The following is a 16,764-nucleotide window of genomic DNA, read 5'->3' on the forward strand; positions in this document are numbered from 1 at the left end:
CACGCGGCTGCCGTCCACGCGCCCGCACACCGAGCGCCCGCAGGCCAAGCGCCCGCGCCTCACGCGCCCGCACATCGAGTGCCTGCGCTTTACGCGGCTGCCGTCCACGCGCCCGCGGCTCACGCGCCCGCTCACCGGGCGCCCGCAGGTCATGCGGCTGCGTTTCACGCGCCGGTGGTTCGGGTGTCCGCGGGCCGTGCGCCTGTTGCTCACGCGGGTGGCGTTCGCGCGGCCGTGGTTCGGGTGGGCGGGCAGGTGCGGGACGGCGTGTCCGCCGTTCCGAGGAACGTCCGGGAGATCGGGGACCGCCCGATCGAGTACCTGCGGGCGTGGGGGCGCGACGCGTTCGACGCCGACGACCGCGCCATCCGCCAGCTGCGCGAACTCGTCGCGGCGGCGGGCCTGCCGCAGTTGCCGGACGTCCGGCACGCGCCGATCGTGAACGGCCTCACCGCCGGGGTCGCGAACCCGCGCCCCGTCCTGGACGGGCGGCTCCTGCCCCCCGTCCACGAGCGGGCGGCGGACGGCGACGAAGGCGCGACCGGTGCCGACACCGCGACGCGCGAGCGCGCGAAGCACGCGCGGCCCGGTGACGGCGCCGCGCGGACCGCGCACGGCGCGGTGAACGGAGCGCGGTCCGGCCGCGCGCCGGACCGCGGCGCGGGCGGCTGCGCGCGCCACCACGACTGCGGCGGCGGGCGGCACGCGCCCGTCCCCGCCCCCGGCCCCGAGGACCCGGGCAACGCCCCGGCCGGCGGCCACCAGCTCACCCCGGTCGCCGACCTGCGCGGCGCCGGCCACCCGGCCGCGCCGACCGCCGTCGACCCGAGCACGTTCCACCGCACGGCGCTGACCGACGTGTCCGCGCCGGGCGGCCCCTCCGTCGTCCCTGACTAGAGCCCCTTCCCGCGGACGGACCGCGCCCGCTCGGCCGCCCATGCCCGGCCGCGCCGCGCCCGCCGTCCGTCCGTCCCCGGTCCCTCCGTCCCAGTCCCTCCGTCCCGATCCAACGATCTTTCCTCGACGCGACGGCCGTGTCCGGCCGGCGCGGCTGCGCCCACCCGACGGGTCCACCCGGACGGTCCCCGCGCAGCGATCACCACAGATTCACCGAAATCGCGCGACAAGACAGGAGCAACAATGCGCACGAGGACAAGCAACATCGGCCGCGCCGCCCTTGTGGCCGCGGGCGCCGTCGCGGTCGGAGCCGCGTTCGGCTCCGGGCTGCCCGCGACGGCGGACACGACGTCCGGCGACTTCAGCGTCGCGGGCGGCAACCAGGTGCACGCCCCGATCTCCGCGCCGATCGAGGCCAGCGGGAACGCCGTCGGCGCGGTCGGCGCGGCGCAGGGCCAGTCGAAGGGCGGCGCCCACGTCTCCAACGCCCGGCACGGCGGCGGCGGGGGCGGCGGCCTGAAGACGTCCGGCAACTTCAGCGTGCTGGGCGGCAACCAGGTCGTGCTCCCGATCAGCATCCCGATCGACGTGTGCGGAAACGCGATCGCGATCATCGGGCTGGCGAAGGCCAAGTGCAAGGGCGGGGCGAGCGTCACGTCCGGCAAGAAGAAGCACCACCACGGCTGGCGGGAGGCGTCCGGCTACCGGACGGCCACCGGCTCCGCCGACGACGGCGCCCGCTGGGGCGGCGGCAAGGGCGGCGGCAAGGGCATGCAGACGTCCGGCAACTTCAGCATCGCGGGCGGCAACCAGGTGTACGCGCCGATCAGCGTCCCGGTGAACGTGTGCGGCAACGCCGTCTCCGTCATCGGCCTGGCGAAGGCCAAGTGCAAGGGCGGCGCGTCGGTGCAGCGCCGGGCGGGCGACCCGAAGATGAAGACGTCGGGGAACTTCAGCGTGCTGGGCGGCAACCAGGTGTACGCGCCGATCAGCATTCCGGTGAACGTGTGCGGCAACGCCGTCGCGGTCATCGGCCTGGCGCTGGCGCAGTGCAAGGGCGGCGCGTCCGTCGGCGAGAAGCCGGGGAAGAAGCCGAAGCACCACCACAAGCCGCACAAGCCGAAGCCCTACAAGCCGTCGAAGCACCGTCCCGCCGCCAAGCACAAGAAGCTGCCGTCGAACCTGCGCGGCGGGGCGGAGATGGAGAAGGGCAAGGCCGAGATGGAGCGGGGCAAGTCGCTCCTGCAGCGCAGCAAGGCGAGCCTCGGGTCCGGCGACGGCCGCGCGTCGCGGATCGTGCCGTCGGCGAGCAACGACCGGCCCGCGACCAACGCGCGGATGGCGGGCACGCGGACCCGCCCGAAGTCGGCCAAGCAGGTCGGCGGGGTGCAGCGGTTCGTGAACTCGCTGAAGCGGGCCGTCCGGCTCCCCGGCGTGAACGTCAAGCCCGGCAAGCTCGGTCCGAAGCTGCCCTCGAAGGGCGCCGTGCCGGTGAAGCTCGGCACCCCGGTGACGCGCTGACCGGGAGGTAGACCGGCGGAGGGTGACGATCCGCCGCCGGTTCGACAGCGGAGAGGGGGCGGCAGACGTGCCGCCCCCTTCCCTTCGCGGCTCGGCTCGACCGCCCCCTGATCGATGGAGATGAAGCATGTTCGACCGGAAGTCCCTGCTCGCGGCGGGTGTCGCCGTGTACTGCAGCGTGTCGGTGCTGGGCCTGCCGCAGGCGCGGGCCGCGGCGGAGGCGTCGGCGGGACCGGTCGCCGCGGCTCGGGCGCACGCGGCGCGCCCGGCCCCGGCGGCGCGCCCGGCGCAGCCGAAGCGGGGAGCGCTGATCGGGAAGATCTGGATCCCGCGGATGGGCCTGAAGACGGGCGTCTGGGAGGGCGTCAGCCAGCGGGTGCTGCGGCTCGGCCCCGGCCACTACCCCTGGACGGGCCTGCCGGGACGGGACGGCAACACCGTCCTGCTCGGCCACCGGACGACGTGGCGCCACCCGTTCAACCGGCTCGACCTGATGCGCGGCGGCGACCGGATCGTCCTGCGCTACGGGCGCACGACCTACACCTACCGGGCGCGGCTGAAGCGCGTCATCGACCCGATGGACCGGCGGGCGCTGGAGCCGGTGCCGTTCAAGGCGCGCAGCGCCCCGCACGGCCAGTGGATCACGCTGATCACCTGCACCCCGAAGGGGTCGGACCGGCACCGCCTCGTGGTCGTCGGCAAGCTCTCGCACACCTCGCGCAAGCGCTGACCGGCGCGGCGCGCCCCTGACGGGGACGGACGCTGAGCGGCGGCGACGGCGCTCAGCGTCCGCCGTACAGGGAGATCAGCCCCTCGTAGTCGCCCCTCCCGAGCGTGGACATGAAGTCGTCGCAGGACCCGACCGAGGGCGCCATCGTCAGCCTGGAGTGGTCCGGGCCGTCGACGTGGGCGAGGCCGAAGACGTGGCCCGACTCGTGCGTCACGACGGACTCGACCGAGTAGCTTCCGGGCGCGCAGGCCCCGCCCGTCCACCAGCGCTTGCCCTGTTCCTGGAGCGCCATGTCCGTCTCGACGGTGGTCGACCCGCGGTACCAGACGCACGTCGCCGCGAGGACGTCGCCCTCCGCGCCCGTCATGGACCGCCAGCCGAACGTGTTCGCCCCGTCCCGGGCGCCGCAGGCGGCGTCGGCGGTGATGTTCGGACCGGTGGACGAGTCCCCGGCGTAGCGCTGGCGGACGTCCGGCGGCGGCGCGTAGCGGCGGCCGGCCGTGCAGTCGGTGTTCGCGCCCGCCATGTTCGCGACGCCCCGCGCGACGGGGTCGCGGCGGCGGCCGTCCGTCCCCGGGTGGTAGCGCCATTCGACGGTCGAGCCCTTCGGCCACCGGGCGGGCTCGGTGCGGTAAGTGGTGTCCTGGCACGGGTCGAGCGGGGCGCGGGACGCGCGGGGCCTGCCCTCCGGCACCCGTCCGCCCCGGCTGAGGATCGTGACCGCGCGGGCCCGGCCGTCGACGGCGACGCTCAGCTCGGTGCCGCCGCCGGTGCGGGTCGAGTACGCGATGAGCGAGGTCCCGTCGGCGGGGACGACGGCGGTGAGCCCGTTCTCGCCGCGCACCGTCCGGCCGCGCAGGTCGCAGTCGGCGATCCTGACCCGCTGCGGCATCGCGCGGGCGGAGAGCGTCCCGCCGGGCTTGCACCAGGCGGGGGCGCGGCCCGCCCCGGCGGCGGGCGCGGCGGCGGTCGCCGCGGCGGCGAGCGCGGCGGCGGCGGGCAGCGCCACCGCGAGTGCCGCGCGTGAGAATGCGTGCATAACCAGTTCTCCGATGTGTGGGAAGGTCCCTTCGAACTCTTGCGCCGGGCCGGGGAAAGGGAAACCGCCGCCGACTAAAATGATCACCATCTTGGGAATGGCGGCATTCGTATAAATGCGGCACGGGTCATTTGTCGCGCGAATCGCCGCGGCGCCGCCCGGCGGCCGTCCGGCAAGTCTTTGGCAAATCGTTCTCAATAATCTGGTAAACGCGTTTATCTCCGGCACGTCCGGAAAAGCAGGGAGTAATCCGGCAACTCGGGATCAACACGGCTACCGAGCAGCGGGCGCCGCCTCCCCACCCCCCGCAGTCCGGCAGCGTTACGGAAGCAGAGGTGTTCAACGTGCAGACGCAGACACAGGTGCGGGAACTGATGGGCATGGGCGTGACCGACACCAACGGGACGAAGGTCGGCACGATCAAGCAGGTGTACCTGAACGACGACTCCGGGGCGCCGGAGTGGGTCACCGTGCACACCGGATGGTTCGGGATGCGGGAGAGCTTCGTGCCGTTGTCCGGGTCGCGCAAGGCGAAGGACATGCTGCAGGTTCCGTACGACAAGGAGACCATCAAGGGCGCCCCGAACGTGGACGCGGACGAGCACCTGTCGCACGCCCAGATCGTCGACCTCTACCGGCACTACGGCGTCCGCCCGCCGGGCGGCGGGCGCACCGGCGAGGAGCGGGGCGGCGACGCGGGGGAGCGGACCGGGGAGCGCCGGACGGCCGAGCCCGAGAGCCGGACGACCGAGGGCCGGGGGTCCGAGGCCCTGTCGCCCGAGGGCCGCGTGGCCGCGGGCCGGACGTCCGAGGGCGGCGGAACCGGCGGAACCGGCGGGACCGGCGCGGACACCGGCACCGAGCGCACCTCCGGCACGGACGACCTCGCCGGGACGCGCGGCTCGCCGCGGCCGGGCGCCGCCGGGATGGCCGTCCACCCCGAGCGGGACCGGGGCGGCCGGGGGATGCCCGCGCAGTCGCCGCGCGCGGGCGCGGAGACCCCGATGACCGAGATCACCCGCTCGGAGGAGCGGCTGCGCGTCGGCACCGAGCGGCACGAGGCGGGGCACGTGCACGTCCGCAAGTGGGTCGAGACCGAGACGGTCGAGCGGACCGTCCCCGTCTCGCACGACGAGCTGAAGGTCGACCGGGAGCCGATCAAGGACGGCAGGCCAGCCCCCGACGTGTCCATCACCTCCGACGACCTGGACTTCATCCTCTACGAGGAGCGTCCGGTGATCGCGAAGGAGACGGTGCCGGTCGAGCGCGTCCGGCTGCACACCGAGCAGGTGCAGGACGAGCAGACGATCCGCGGCGAGCTGCGCCGCGAGCGCATCGAGGTCACCCGCGACGACACGTCCTTCCCCGACCGGGAGCCCGGCCGGGAGCGAGGCCCGGAGGGCGGGCGCGGCGGCCCGAACCGCTGATCCCGTTCGATCCGGGGCAACCCGCGCCATCCTGGATGACGGAGCGCCCGGCCGGTCGTACTCACCCGCCGGCCCGCCGGGCGCCCGTCCTATTTGTTGCCCGTGACCACAATTGGCCGACGGTCGGGTCGCGGGCTGCCGCGTGCGCGCCGCCCGGTCCGCCGGGGCCGGACAGCTGATTGTTCGTCCTGGTCCGGCCGGGAACCGCCGGTTTCCAGCGGCCGCCTGCGAATCCCGCCTCCCGTCAAGCCCTCCGCGACGGTTTCCGCCGCACCGCCCCCGCCCCGTAGTCAGGATTCTTGACAGTGGGACGGGTGCGGGGGAGGTTCCAAGTCGAACGCCACCGGAAGCAGGGGCGTGGCCGATCCGGGCGTGCCACGGCCCCGCGGCTCCGGCACGCGGTCCGCCGGGCCGCGCGGCGTGCTCGGCACCACTCCCAGGAGGGACGACTTGCGACACCCCCGCACACGTGTCATCGCCACCCGGATCGGGCGATCACTGGTCGCGCTGGCGACCGTCGCCGTGCTCCCGCCGGTCGCGGCGGCGCTCCCCGCGTCGGCCGCCCCCGCCCCGTACCTGGACGCGCGCCTGCCGGTGGCGAAGCGCGTCCAGGACCTCCTCGGCCGCATGACCCTGGAAGAGAAGGTCGGCCAGATGGCGCAGGCCGAGCGCGGCGCCGTGGATGGCGACCGCGACAAGATCACGATGCTCGGCCTCGGCTCGGTGCTGTCCGGCGGCGGGTCGGCGCCCGCCGAGAACACGCCGAAGGGCTGGGCGGACATGGTGGACGCCTACCAGTCCAAGGCCCTCGCCACCCGCCTGAAGATCCCGCTCCTCTACGGCGTGGACTCGGTGCACGGCCACAACAACCTGGTCGGCGCCACCGTCTTCCCGCACAACCTCGCCATGGGCGCCACCCGGGACCCGGACCTCGTCCGGGAGGAGGGGCGGATCACGGCGATCGAGACGAGGGCGACCGGCCCGCAGTGGGTGTTCGCGCCGTGCGTGTGCGTCGTCCGCGACCTGCGCTGGGGACGCGCCTACGAGAGCTTCGGCGAGGACCCGCGGCTCGTCGCCGACATGGAGACCGGGATCGAAGGTCTCCAAGGACGCAACAAGCGCGACATGGCGGGCCCGGAGCGCGTCCTCGCGACGGCGAAGCACTTCGCGGGCGACGGGGACACGGTGTTCGGGTCGTCCAGGACCGGGACGTACACGATCGACCAGGGCGTCACGGTCACCCACCGCCGCACGTTCGACCGGATCGACCTGGCCCCGTACGTGCCGGCCGTGCGGAAGTACCGGGTCGGGAGCATCATGCCGTCGTTCTCCAGCGTCGACTGGACGGACGACGGCGTCGGCGACCCCTTGAAGATGAGCGCGCACAAGGAGCTGCTGACCGACGTCCTCAAGCGAAGGATCGGGTTCGACGGCTTCCTCGTCAGCGACTGGGAGGCCGTCCACCAGCTCCCCGGCGACTACGCCGCCCAGGTCCGGACAGCCGTCAACGCCGGTATGGACATGTTCATGGAGCCCTACAGCGCGCCCCGGTTCGTGGAGACGCTGCTCGCCGAGGTCAGGGCCGGACGGGTCGCCGCGTCCCGCGTCGACGACGCCGTCGCGCGCATCCTCACGGCGAAGTTCGAGCTGGGGCTGTTCGAGCACCCCTACACCGACCGCCGCCTCGCCGGGACGATCGGCTCCCCCGAGCACCGCGCGGTCGCCCGCCGGGCCGTCGCCGAGTCGCAGGTGCTGCTGAAGAACTCCGCGAACGCGCTGCCGCTGAAACGCAACGCGCGAATCTACGTCGCGGGCGTGAACGCCGACGACATCGGCAACCAGGCGGGCGGCTGGACGGTCACCTGGCAGGGGTTGTCCGGCCCCATCATCCCCGGCACGACCATCCTGGACGGGATCCGGCAGAACTCGTCCAACGTCACCTACAGCGCGGACGCGTCGGCGCCCACGTCCGGCAGCGACGTCGGCATCGTCGTGGTCGGTGAAACGCCGTACGCGGAGGGCGTCGGCGACGTCGGCAACGGCCACACCCTGAACCTGTCCGGCGCGGACAAGGCGAACATCGACACGGTGTGCGGCGCGGTCAGGACGTGCGTCGTGCTCGACGTCGCGGGACGCCCGCAGATCGTCACCGACCGGCTCGCGAAGGCCGACGCGTTCGTCATGTCCTGGCTGCCGGGCGGCGAGGGCGCGGGCGTCGCCGACGTCCTGTTCGGCAGGCGCCCGTTCACCGGCCGCCTGCCGGTGTCGTGGCCGCGGACCGAGGACCAGGAGCCGGTCAACGTCGGCGACCGGGACTACCGGCCGCTGTTCCCCTACGGCCACGGCCTGCGGACCGGCGCCCGCGACTGACCGGGGCCGGAGCCCGCCGGGGATCGGATGTCACCCGCCGGTGCCATCATGGGACGCATGGGCGACGAGGGGTCGGTGCGGGTCGATCTGTGGATCTGGTCCGTCCGCCTGCTGAAGACCCGCTCGATGGCGACGACCGCGTGCCGCGCGGGCCATGTGCGGGTGAACGACGAGCGCGCGAAGCCGTCCACGACGGTGAAGCCGGGCGACGAGGTCCGGCTCCGGCACGGCGGGCGCGAGCGGATCGTCGTGGTGCGGAAGATCGTCCGCAAGCGGGTCGGCGCGCCCGTCGCGCAGGAGTGCCTGATCGACAAGAGCCCGCCCCCGCCGCCGTCGGAGGCGCTCGTCCCGGTCGGCCGCCGGGACCGCGGCGCGGGCCGTCCCACCAAGCGCGACCGCCGCGAGCTGGAGCGCATCCTCGACCGCTACCGCGCCCTGAACGAGCCCGCCCCGCCGGACGACGACCGCTAGCGACCGGCTACCCGTTCGCCGGGTAGCGGCGTTCGGACTCCAGCGCGGACGCCACGTCGCGCGGGTAGTCGCGCCGCGCCCGCGTCAGCAGCAGGCCGTTGGCGAGCAGCGGCAGCAGGGCCAGCAGGAACACGCGGTTCAGGCCGACCGCCGTCCCGCCGCCGGTGTCGAGCAGGCCGGACATCCAGCCGAACAGGACCGGCGCGATCGCCTCGGCGGTCATCCGGACGATCGTCCGGATGCTCTCCGCGCGCCCCCACAGCCGGAAGTGGACGACGTCCAGCCGCACCGCGTCCAGCGGCGGGTTCGCGGCCGCGAGCGCGGCCGCGGCCAGCGTGAACAGCGGCAGCGCGACCAGCGCGTCGCGGGTGAACAGGGCGGGCAGGAACAGCGCCGCCGACGCCGTGAACGCCGCGCCGGGGACGGTCACCCGCGCGCTGACCCGGCCGCGCCGGACGAGCCGGTCCGCGAGCCGCCCGCCGACGAGCACGCCGCCCATCGCCGCCGCGCCGATCACCGGCAGGAACCCCGACAGCTCGCCCCGCCCGATCCCGTACCGCTCCTGGACGAACACGAGCGCGAACGTCCGGAGCCCGGCGAAGAAGAAGTAGCCGAACGCGGACGCGACGATGATGATCACGTTCGTCCGGATCCGGAGGACGTGCGCGGCGGCCTGGGCGAGCGTCATCCGCGCCGGGTCGGTGCGCAGGACGTTCTCCGGCCGCGGCGGGACCCGCCGCCGCGCCACCTGCTCCTGCGCGGGCTCCGCGTCCGGCCCGCGCGCGCCGCCGCCGCCCTGCGCGCCGCGCGCCGGCTCCGCGAGCCCCCACCACAGCCCCGCCGCCAGGCCGAGCCCGAGCAGCGCGACGAACCAGAACGAGACGCGCCAGCTCAGCAGTGCGGCGATGTTGCCGCCGACGAGCAGCCCGAACCCGACCCCGACCAGCTCGCCCGCGAGGACGCGCCCGTACATCCCGGCCCGCTCCGCGGTCGGGAAGTAGTCGCCGATCAGCGACGCGACCGTCGGACCCGCGGTGGCGGTGACCGCGCCGAGCGCGATCCTGGAGCACAGCAGCCACTCGAACGAGGTGGCCACCCCGCCGACGATCATCGCGAGGCTCCACAGCACCACGCTCCCGGCGAGCAGCGGCACCCGCGGCACGCGGTCCGTCAGGTACCCGACCGGGAGCGTCGCGACCGCGCCGACCGCCGCCGGAGCCGCGGTGAGCACCCCCACCTTCGTGTTGCCGATGTGCAGCGAGTGCCGCAGCTCGTGGACGATCGCGCCGATCACCCCGGTGTCGGCCGCGTTGAGCGCGAGCACGCAGGCGAGGAGCACGACGACGCGGGCCCGGCGGTCCCCGCCGGACCGGCCGGCCGGCGCACGCCGCCAGGGCCGCGGACCACGCGCCGACGTCACCGATCACTTCTGCCCGCCCCCCGACCAGGTATGTCATCGATCCCGGGGCGCCCGTCGGCCCGGACGGCGGCGAAGCGGCCGATCACGGTGATCCGCCCATGAGCCGCCGTCTCCCCGCAACTCGCGCACCACCCGGACCGCCCGCGGGTCGCGCGCGGCGTCAAAGTCTCCTGCCACGGCGGCCATTCCGCTCCAGGGCGCCGTTCTCGCCGACCGTTGCGAAGAGCTGTGCCGCGATGCCGAAATGCGGTGTCGCCGGACGCGGTGTCCGGCGCCATTTCTCAAGGCCGAAGACGGTGGCCAACTCGATCCGCGCCCGGATCTTCACGAAAGACGATTAAAAGTGGGCGCGCGAATGTGCGCTCGATCCCGTGCAACGCGGGATGTCTTTTTCGGCCGGGGTGGTCGCGTTGGGCGGAGGTAATTGCGAACATCCTGGTATACTCCAGGACCAAAGCGATCATGGGGGAGTTCCGCTCCGGCTCACAAGGTCGGCCGACCCCCTTGATACTTTCCAGTGAGCGGAGTGTACGCGGATGTCGGAAGCTGAATCGGCGCGCCGGTCGAGGCGGCGGCAGATGTCAAAGGACGAGCGGCGGGCGGAGATCATCCAGACCGCCGCCGACCTGTTCGAGAAATTGGGGTACTCCGGCGCCTCCATGGACGACATCGCCGCCGCGGTCGGAATCGGAAAGCCGACTCTGTACCACTACTTCCGGAGCAAGTCGGAACTGCTGTGGTACATGCACGAAGAGCTGATCGACGGCCTGATCGAATCGCATCGGGCCCGCGTCGAGCAGGGGGTGGCGCCGGAGGAACTGCTGCGCGGCGTGATCCACGACTTCCTGCTCAACATCGCCACCCGGCGCGGGCAGTGCCGGGTCTTCTTCGAGAACCACCGCGAGCTTCCCGACGCCGATCTCGCCGTCGCGACCGAGAAACGCGTCCGGTACGAGGCGATGATCGAGGAGGTCATCCGCGACGGCATCGCCGCCGGCACGTTCCGCCAGGTCGACACCAAGCTGTTCAGCCTCGCGATATTCGGGATGAGCAACTGGGCCTACCAGTGGTACCACTCGGACGGCCGATTCACCCATGACGAGATCGCCGACGCCTTCTGGGACTACGCCTACCGCGGCCTGATGCCCTGACGGATCGGAGGGCATCAGGCCGCGTCTCGGCTCAGGCGGTGGGGACCGCGTCGCCCGGTCCGGGCGGCGGCGGGGTGTCCTCCTCGGTCGGCTCCAGCGCGGGCGACTCGGTGTCGTTCCGGTAGGTCTCCGGCAGGAGCAGCACCGAGACGACGGTGACCAGGCACACCCCGGCCATGTAGGCGGCGATGGACAGCCACGTCCCCGTCCAGGCGTACAGGGACGTCGCGATGAGCGGCGCCAGCGCCCCGCCGATCACCGACGCCACCTGGATGCTGAGCGACATCGCCGAGTAGCGCGTCGCGGTCGGGAACGTCTCGGCGAAGAACGCGCCCTGCGGCGCGTACATCGTGGTGTGCACCAGCCCCAGCCCGACGATGAACGCGAACGCGATGACGACGGGCGACTCGGTGTTCAGCAGCGGCCAGAACGCGAACGCCCACCCGCCGAGCAGCAGCGAACCGGCGATCATCATCGTCCGGCGGCCGACCCGGTCCGACAGCGCGCCCGCGACGGGCAGCATCACGAGCTGGACGGCGGCCCCGACCAGCACGCCCAGCAGGATCCGGCTCTTCGGCATGTCGAGGATGTCGTCGTTCGTCCCGTAGGCGACGGCGAACGTCATGAAGAGGTAGTAGGTGACGTTGATGCCGACGTAGGCGCCGCCGATGAGGACGATCTTCCGCGGGTACCGGCTCAGCGCCTCCAGCACCGGCGACCGCCCCCGCCTCGGCGCCGCCTCGACCGGCCGGTCCGCGGGCGCGGCGTCCGCCTGGAGGCGCTTGAACGCCTTCGTCTCCTCGATCCGCAGCTGGATGTAGACGGTCAGCGCGAGGAGGGCGACGCTCGCGAGGAACGGCAGCCGCCAGCCCCACGAGTCGAACCCGTCCGAGGTGGTGACGAGGTCGGTGAGCAGGAACGCGAGGTTGCCGACGAGGATCCCGGCGGGCCCGCCCGCGAGCGCGAAGCTGGACAGGAAGCCGCGCCGGCGCGGCGGCGCGTTCTCCATCGCGAGCAGGATCACCCCGCCGGTCTGGCCGCCGAGCGCGATCCCCTGGACGAGCCGCAGCAGCACGAGCAGCAGCGGCGCCGCCGGGCCGATGTCGTCGTAGGTGGGCAGGACGCCGATGAGCGTGGTGCCGAGGCCCATCGTCAGCAGCACCATGACGAGGGACCGCTTGCGCCCGTGGACGTCCCCGAGATGCCCGAAGATCACCGCGCCGAGCGGCCGCGCGAGGAACCCGACCGCGAACGTCGAGAAGGACAGCAGCGCCCCGGCGAGCGGGCTCTGCCCCGGGAAGAACAGGTCGGGGAAGACCAGCGCGGCGGCGGTCCCGTAGATGAAGAAGTCGTAGTTCTCGATGCTGGACGCCGCCAGCGCTGCGGCGGCGATCTTCGCGGTGCCCTTGCTGAGCCCGCCCTTCGCGGGTGCCTTTTCCGAGACCATCCGCGTTTCCTTTCCTACGACGTGGCGGACCGCCGTTCCGACGGTCGCGCGACCACTTGCCGCATGGCGTGGAAAACGTCGTCACCCGGGACTCGGAAAGGCCCGGCCGATCGATTTCCCGCCTCGGCGCAGGTCCGCGCTGGCGCCCCCGGGCAGCGCTTTGAGGTTCGGCCGCGACGGCATCGGCGGCGGCCACCTCGACTTCGACTCTCTCACGACCGACCGGTCGGTCGTGAGAGTACGATCCCAGCTCAGCGGGGAGGTGTCAACCCTTCACCGCGCGATTTCCGGGCCTTTCCAATGTTGCCGCGCGAGGTCCGCGCGCCTAGGCTCGCAGGAGCCGATCGGACGAAATCGGTGATCTCGCACCGGGGCGAATCCGGTTCGGTTCCGGGTAATTAAGGGATGACGACGACAAGGCCGGTGAGCGCATGAAGTTCGGCATCTACACGCTATTGACCGCGACCAGCGTCCGACCCGACGTATTGGCCCGAGCGGCGGAGGAACGCGGTTTCGACTCCCTGTTCATCGCCGAGCACTCGCATATTCCGGTGAAGCGCGAGACCCTCTGGCAGGGCCGCGCCGAACTGCCGGACGCCTATTACCGCACCCTCGCCCCGTTCCCCGCGCTCGCCGCGGCGGCCGTGGCGAGCTCGACCCTGCTGCTCGGCACGGCGGTCGCGCTGATCCCGCAGCGGGACACGATCCACACCGCCAAGGAGGTCGCGACCCTGGACGTGATCTCCGGTGGGCGCGCCCTCCTCGGCGTCGGCGCCGGCTGGAACCGGGAGGAGATGCGCAACCACGGCATCGATCCCCGCACGCGCGGCGCGCGCCTCAACGAGCAGCTCGCCGCGATCAAGGCCATCTGGACCGAGGACGAGCCGGAGTTCCACGGCGACCACGTCGACTTCGACCCGATCCACCTGTGGCCGAAGCCGGTGCGCGAGCCGCATCCGCCGATCTACGTCGGCGGCGAGTCCCCCGCCGCGCTGGACCGGCTCGTCCGGTACGGGGACGGCTGGCTGCCGCGCGCCGCGACCCCGCCGGAGGAGATCCGCCGCGTGTCCGCGCTGCTCGCCGACCGGGGGCGGCCGGACGTCCCGATCACGCTCTGCGGGCTGGAGGCCGACGCCGGGGCGGTCGCGGCGCTGGCCGACGCCGGGGTGGAGCGCGTCGGGCTGGCGCTGCCGACCGTCCCGGAGGCGGACGCGCTCCGCGCCCTCGACGACCTCGCCACATTCATCGAACCCCTGGGCTAGTCCCTCCGGCCGGACCGGCCAGTCCGCGTCACTGGGCGGCGGCGGCCGGCTTCGGCCGGGCGGAGACCCGCGCCTCCGCCGGACGTGTCCGCTCGACCGCGTGGGCCACGGCCAGGACGAGCGGCTCCGCATGGCGCGGCCCCACGATCTGGAGGCCGATCGGCAGGCCGTCCGAGGTGAAGCCGACCGGGACGCTGATCGCCGGTTGGTGCGTCATGTTGAACGGGTAGGTGAACGGCGTCCACTCGGCCCAGTCGGACAGGCCGCTGCCCGGCGGCACGTCGTGCCCCGCCTCGAACGCCGGGATCGGGACGGTCGGCGTGATCAGCACGTCGTGCCGGGTGTGGAACTCGCCCATCCGGACGCTCAGCGCGAGCCGCTCCGCCTCCGCCGCCAGGTAGTCGCCCGCCGAGTGGCCGAGGCCCCGCTCGATCACGGCGCGCAGGCCGGGGTCGACGCCGTCCAGCGTGCCGAGCGCGTCCCGCCACTTCGCCGCGCCCGTGCACCACAGCACGGTGAACGCGGGCAGCGGGTCGGGGAAGCCGGGGTCGGCGGCCTCGACGCGCACGCCCTCGCCTTCCAGGGCGGCCACGGCGGCCGCGACGGCGGCGGCGACCTCGGGATGGACGTCCACGTACCCGAAGTCCGCGGAGAAGGCGGCGGTCACACCGCGGACGTCCAGGTCGAGCGCCCGCGCGTAGGGGCCGTCGTGCGGGGCGAGCGCGTACGGGTCGCGGTGGTCGGGCGGCGCGAGCGCGTCCAGCAGGAGCGCCACGTCCTGGACGGTCCGCGCCATCGGCCCCGCGTGCGCCAGCACCGCGAGCGCGCTGAGCGGGTACTGCGAGACGCGGCCGTGCGTCGGCTTGAACCCGACGACGCCGCAGAACGCCGCCGGGATGCGGATCGAGCCGCCGCCGTCGGTGCCGACCGACAGCGGGCCCATGCCCGCCGCGACGGCGACCGCGCTGCCGCCGCTGGACCCGCCGGACGTGCGGGAGGTGTCCCACGGGTTGCGCGTCACGCCGGTCAGCGGGTTGTCGCACACGCCCTTCCACCCCATCTCGGGCGTGCTCGTCTTCCCGACCGGCACGAGGCCGCCCTCGCGGAGCCGGGCCGCGACGGGGCTGTCGACGTCCCAGGGCTGCGCGGGGTCGACGCGGCGTGAGCCGCGCAGCGTCGGCCAGCCCCGGGTGAGGAACAGGTCCTTGATCGACATCGGCACGCCGTCGAGCGGGCCCGCGGGCGCCCCGGCGCGCCAGCGCCGCTCGGCCGCGCGGGCGTCGGCGAGGGCGCGCTCCGGATCGACCAGGACGAAGGCGTTGTAGTCCGCGTCGCGGTCCTGGATCGCGCCGAGCGCGGCCGCGGTCGCCTCCACCGGGGAAAGGGTCCCGGCGGCGTAGGCGGCGACGAGTTCGGCCGCCGTCGGCGCATTGTCGAGATCGCCGGCCATCCGTCCTCCTGAGAATTCGAAGTGGGGATATCTATTCCGTCGCAGCCGACGGCGGAAATGGTTGGACCAGATTTCTCGCCGGACTCGGAGGGTGCGTTTCTCGATCAAGGACCGGATGAAAGGGCAGCTCAAGGCCGGTGCGGTCGCTCCCGACCGACCGGTCGGGAGCCTCAAAGTAACACCGCCGCCGCGGGACCGTCAACCCCCATCTCGGCGGGGATTGACAACCCTTCACAGGCCGTTGTTCCATCCAAAAGAGCGAGTGGTCGAACCCATTTCAATACCGCCTTGGCATAACGCGTGCGGAGCGCTCCCCGCCCATTGATCCCGCGCGGGCCGCCCCCTTGACGCCCGGCCGGGGGCATGGAAAAGTCGAAGCCGACCGACTGGTCGGTCGAGTGAAGGGTGTGACGGCGAATGGACTTCGGCATCCCGGCCGAGCTGGAGATGTTCCTCGACTCGGTACGCCGGTTCCGCGAACGCGAGCTGATGCCGCTTGAGCAGCGGTTCCTCGCGGAAGGCAGGCTCTCCCCGCAGGAGCGCCGCGAACTCCAGGAGAAGGCGAGGGAGCAGGGGCTCTGGGCCCTGGACGTCCCCGAGGAGTACGGCGGCCAGGGCATGGGCACGCTCGCCGCCTGCCTGGTCGCCGAGGAGCTGTACAAGCATCCGGCGATGTTCGACTTCGGCGGCAGCCCGGAGCCCGTCCTCTACCGGGGGGACGAGGAGCAGAAGAAGCGCTACCTGTACCCGGTGATCGCGGGCGAGCGGCGGAGCTGCTACGCCTTCACCGAGCCCGGCACCGGCTCGGACTTCGCGCGGATCACCACGACGGCGGTGCGCAGCGGCGCCGACTGGGTGATCAACGGGACGAAGATCTTCATCTCCGAGGTGGACCGGGCCGACTTCTGCATCCTGTTCGCCAGCACCGACCCCGAGGCGGGCGGGCGCGGCATCACCTGCTTCCTGGTCGACATGGGCACGCCGGGGTTCGAGGCGTCCCGCCCGATCCCGACCATGGGGGACGACTGGGAGCCGTACGAGCTGTCGTTCACCGACTGCGTCGTCCCGGACTCCGCGCGGCTCGGCCCGGTCGGCGGCGGCTGGGAGCTGGCGTCCGACCAGCTCACGCACGGCCGGCTGCGGATCGCCGCCTACCAGCTCGGCATCGCCCAGCGCTGCCTGGACATGGCGGTCGAGTGGGCGAAGCAGCGCGTGACCTGGGGCAAGCCGATCGCGACGCGGCAGGCGGTGCAGTGGATGCTCGCCGACTCGGCGGTCGAGCTGGACGCGGCGCGCTTCCTCGTCTACCGGGCCGCGTGGATGGCGGACGAGGGCAAGCCGATCCGCAACGAGGCGTTCATGGCCAAGCTGTACGCGACGGAGATGGCCCAGCGCGTCACCGACCGCTGCCTCCAGATCTTCGGCGGCCTCGGCTACAGCAAGGAACTGCCGATCCAGAGCTTCTTCCGGCAGGTGCGGGTGTGGCGGATCGGGCACGGATCGTCCGAGATCCACCGCTGGATGATCGCCCGGAACATGCTCGGCCTGTCCTCGCGGGACTGAGCGCGGGGGAGCCGTC

General features: G+C 73.1%; 14 protein-coding genes. 9 read left to right on the plus strand and 5 right to left on the minus strand.

Annotation, left to right across the window (positions count from 1 at the left end):
- The first annotated feature begins 267 nt into the window (after positions 1-267).
- The 3 genes from ACH01S_RS38665 (at position 268) to ACH01S_RS38675 (ending at position 3,148) form a co-directional block, all read left to right on the plus strand.
- Positions 268-897, plus strand: coding sequence for a hypothetical protein (locus ACH01S_RS38665; RefSeq protein ID WP_148344134.1), 630 nt, complete (start codon positions 268-270; stop codon positions 895-897).
- A gap of 243 nt (positions 898-1,140) precedes the next feature.
- Positions 1,141-2,418: a chaplin gene (locus ACH01S_RS46420; protein ID WP_083981635.1), complete on the plus strand. Its 1,278-nt coding sequence runs from the start codon at positions 1,141-1,143 to the stop codon at positions 2,416-2,418.
- 127 nt (positions 2,419-2,545) lie between these two features.
- Positions 2,546-3,148, plus strand: coding sequence for a class E sortase (locus ACH01S_RS38675; RefSeq protein WP_067904452.1), 603 nt, complete (start codon positions 2,546-2,548; stop codon positions 3,146-3,148).
- A gap of 52 nt (positions 3,149-3,200) precedes the next feature.
- Here the strand turns inward: ACH01S_RS38675 and ACH01S_RS38680 are convergent, their stop codons facing one another.
- Positions 3,201-4,187, minus strand: a complete 987-nt coding sequence (locus ACH01S_RS38680; protein ID WP_067904454.1) for a matrixin family metalloprotease — start codon at positions 4,185-4,187, stop codon at positions 3,201-3,203.
- 344 nt (positions 4,188-4,531) lie between these two features.
- Between ACH01S_RS38680 and ACH01S_RS38685 the strand changes: the two genes are divergently transcribed.
- From ACH01S_RS38685 to ACH01S_RS38695, 3 genes are all read left to right on the plus strand, one after another.
- Entirely contained in the window at positions 4,532-5,614 is a 1,083-nt protein-coding gene (locus ACH01S_RS38685; RefSeq protein WP_148344133.1) for a PRC and DUF2382 domain-containing protein, read from the plus strand.
- A 450-nt stretch (positions 5,615-6,064) separates the two neighbouring features.
- Positions 6,065-7,984 (plus strand): glycoside hydrolase family 3 protein, encoded by a 1,920-nt coding sequence (locus ACH01S_RS38690; protein WP_067904557.1) that lies wholly within the window; start codon positions 6,065-6,067, stop codon positions 7,982-7,984.
- 57 nt (positions 7,985-8,041) lie between these two features.
- Positions 8,042-8,455 (plus strand): RNA-binding S4 domain-containing protein, encoded by a 414-nt coding sequence (locus ACH01S_RS38695; protein ID WP_067904457.1) that lies wholly within the window; start codon positions 8,042-8,044, stop codon positions 8,453-8,455.
- 7 nt (positions 8,456-8,462) lie between these two features.
- On the opposite strand, the gene ACH01S_RS38700 is transcribed toward ACH01S_RS38695, so the two are convergent.
- Positions 8,463-9,875 carry an MFS transporter gene (locus tag ACH01S_RS38700; protein ID WP_067904459.1) on the minus strand — a complete coding sequence of 471 codons (1,413 nt, stop codon included), beginning with the start codon at positions 9,873-9,875 and terminating at the stop codon, positions 8,463-8,465.
- Positions 9,876-10,035: 160 nt separating this feature from the next.
- Positions 10,036-10,203, minus strand: coding sequence for a hypothetical protein (locus tag ACH01S_RS44175; RefSeq protein ID WP_157406358.1), 168 nt, complete (start codon positions 10,201-10,203; stop codon positions 10,036-10,038).
- 250 nt (positions 10,204-10,453) lie between these two features.
- Between ACH01S_RS44175 and ACH01S_RS38705 the strand changes: the two genes are divergently transcribed.
- Positions 10,454-11,026, plus strand: coding sequence for a TetR/AcrR family transcriptional regulator (locus ACH01S_RS38705; RefSeq protein ID WP_218010545.1), 573 nt, complete (start codon positions 10,454-10,456; stop codon positions 11,024-11,026).
- A gap of 31 nt (positions 11,027-11,057) precedes the next feature.
- Here ACH01S_RS38705 and ACH01S_RS38710 read toward each other — a convergent pair whose 3' ends face one another.
- On the minus strand, positions 11,058-12,473 hold the full coding sequence (locus ACH01S_RS38710) for an MFS transporter (RefSeq protein WP_067904465.1): 1,416 nt from the start codon (positions 12,471-12,473) through the stop codon (positions 11,058-11,060).
- 431 nt (positions 12,474-12,904) lie between these two features.
- Between ACH01S_RS38710 and ACH01S_RS38715 the strand changes: the two genes are divergently transcribed.
- Entirely contained in the window at positions 12,905-13,735 is an 831-nt protein-coding gene (locus ACH01S_RS38715; protein WP_067904468.1) for an LLM class F420-dependent oxidoreductase, read from the plus strand.
- 28 nt (positions 13,736-13,763) lie between these two features.
- Here ACH01S_RS38715 and ACH01S_RS38720 read toward each other — a convergent pair whose 3' ends face one another.
- On the minus strand, positions 13,764-15,185 hold the full coding sequence (locus tag ACH01S_RS38720) for an amidase (RefSeq protein ID WP_067904470.1): 1,422 nt from the start codon (positions 15,183-15,185) through the stop codon (positions 13,764-13,766).
- 417 nt (positions 15,186-15,602) lie between these two features.
- On the opposite strand from ACH01S_RS38720, the gene ACH01S_RS38725 reads away from it, so the two are divergent.
- Positions 15,603-16,748 carry an acyl-CoA dehydrogenase family protein gene (locus ACH01S_RS38725; RefSeq protein WP_067904472.1) on the plus strand — a complete coding sequence of 382 codons (1,146 nt, stop codon included), beginning with the start codon at positions 15,603-15,605 and terminating at the stop codon, positions 16,746-16,748.
- The last annotated feature ends 16 nt before the right edge of the window (positions 16,749-16,764 follow it).

Origin of the sequence: Actinomadura chibensis NBRC 106107 (assembly GCF_001552135.1) — a bacterium.
Taxonomy (GTDB): domain Bacteria; phylum Actinomycetota; class Actinomycetes; order Streptosporangiales; family Streptosporangiaceae; genus Spirillospora; species Spirillospora chibensis.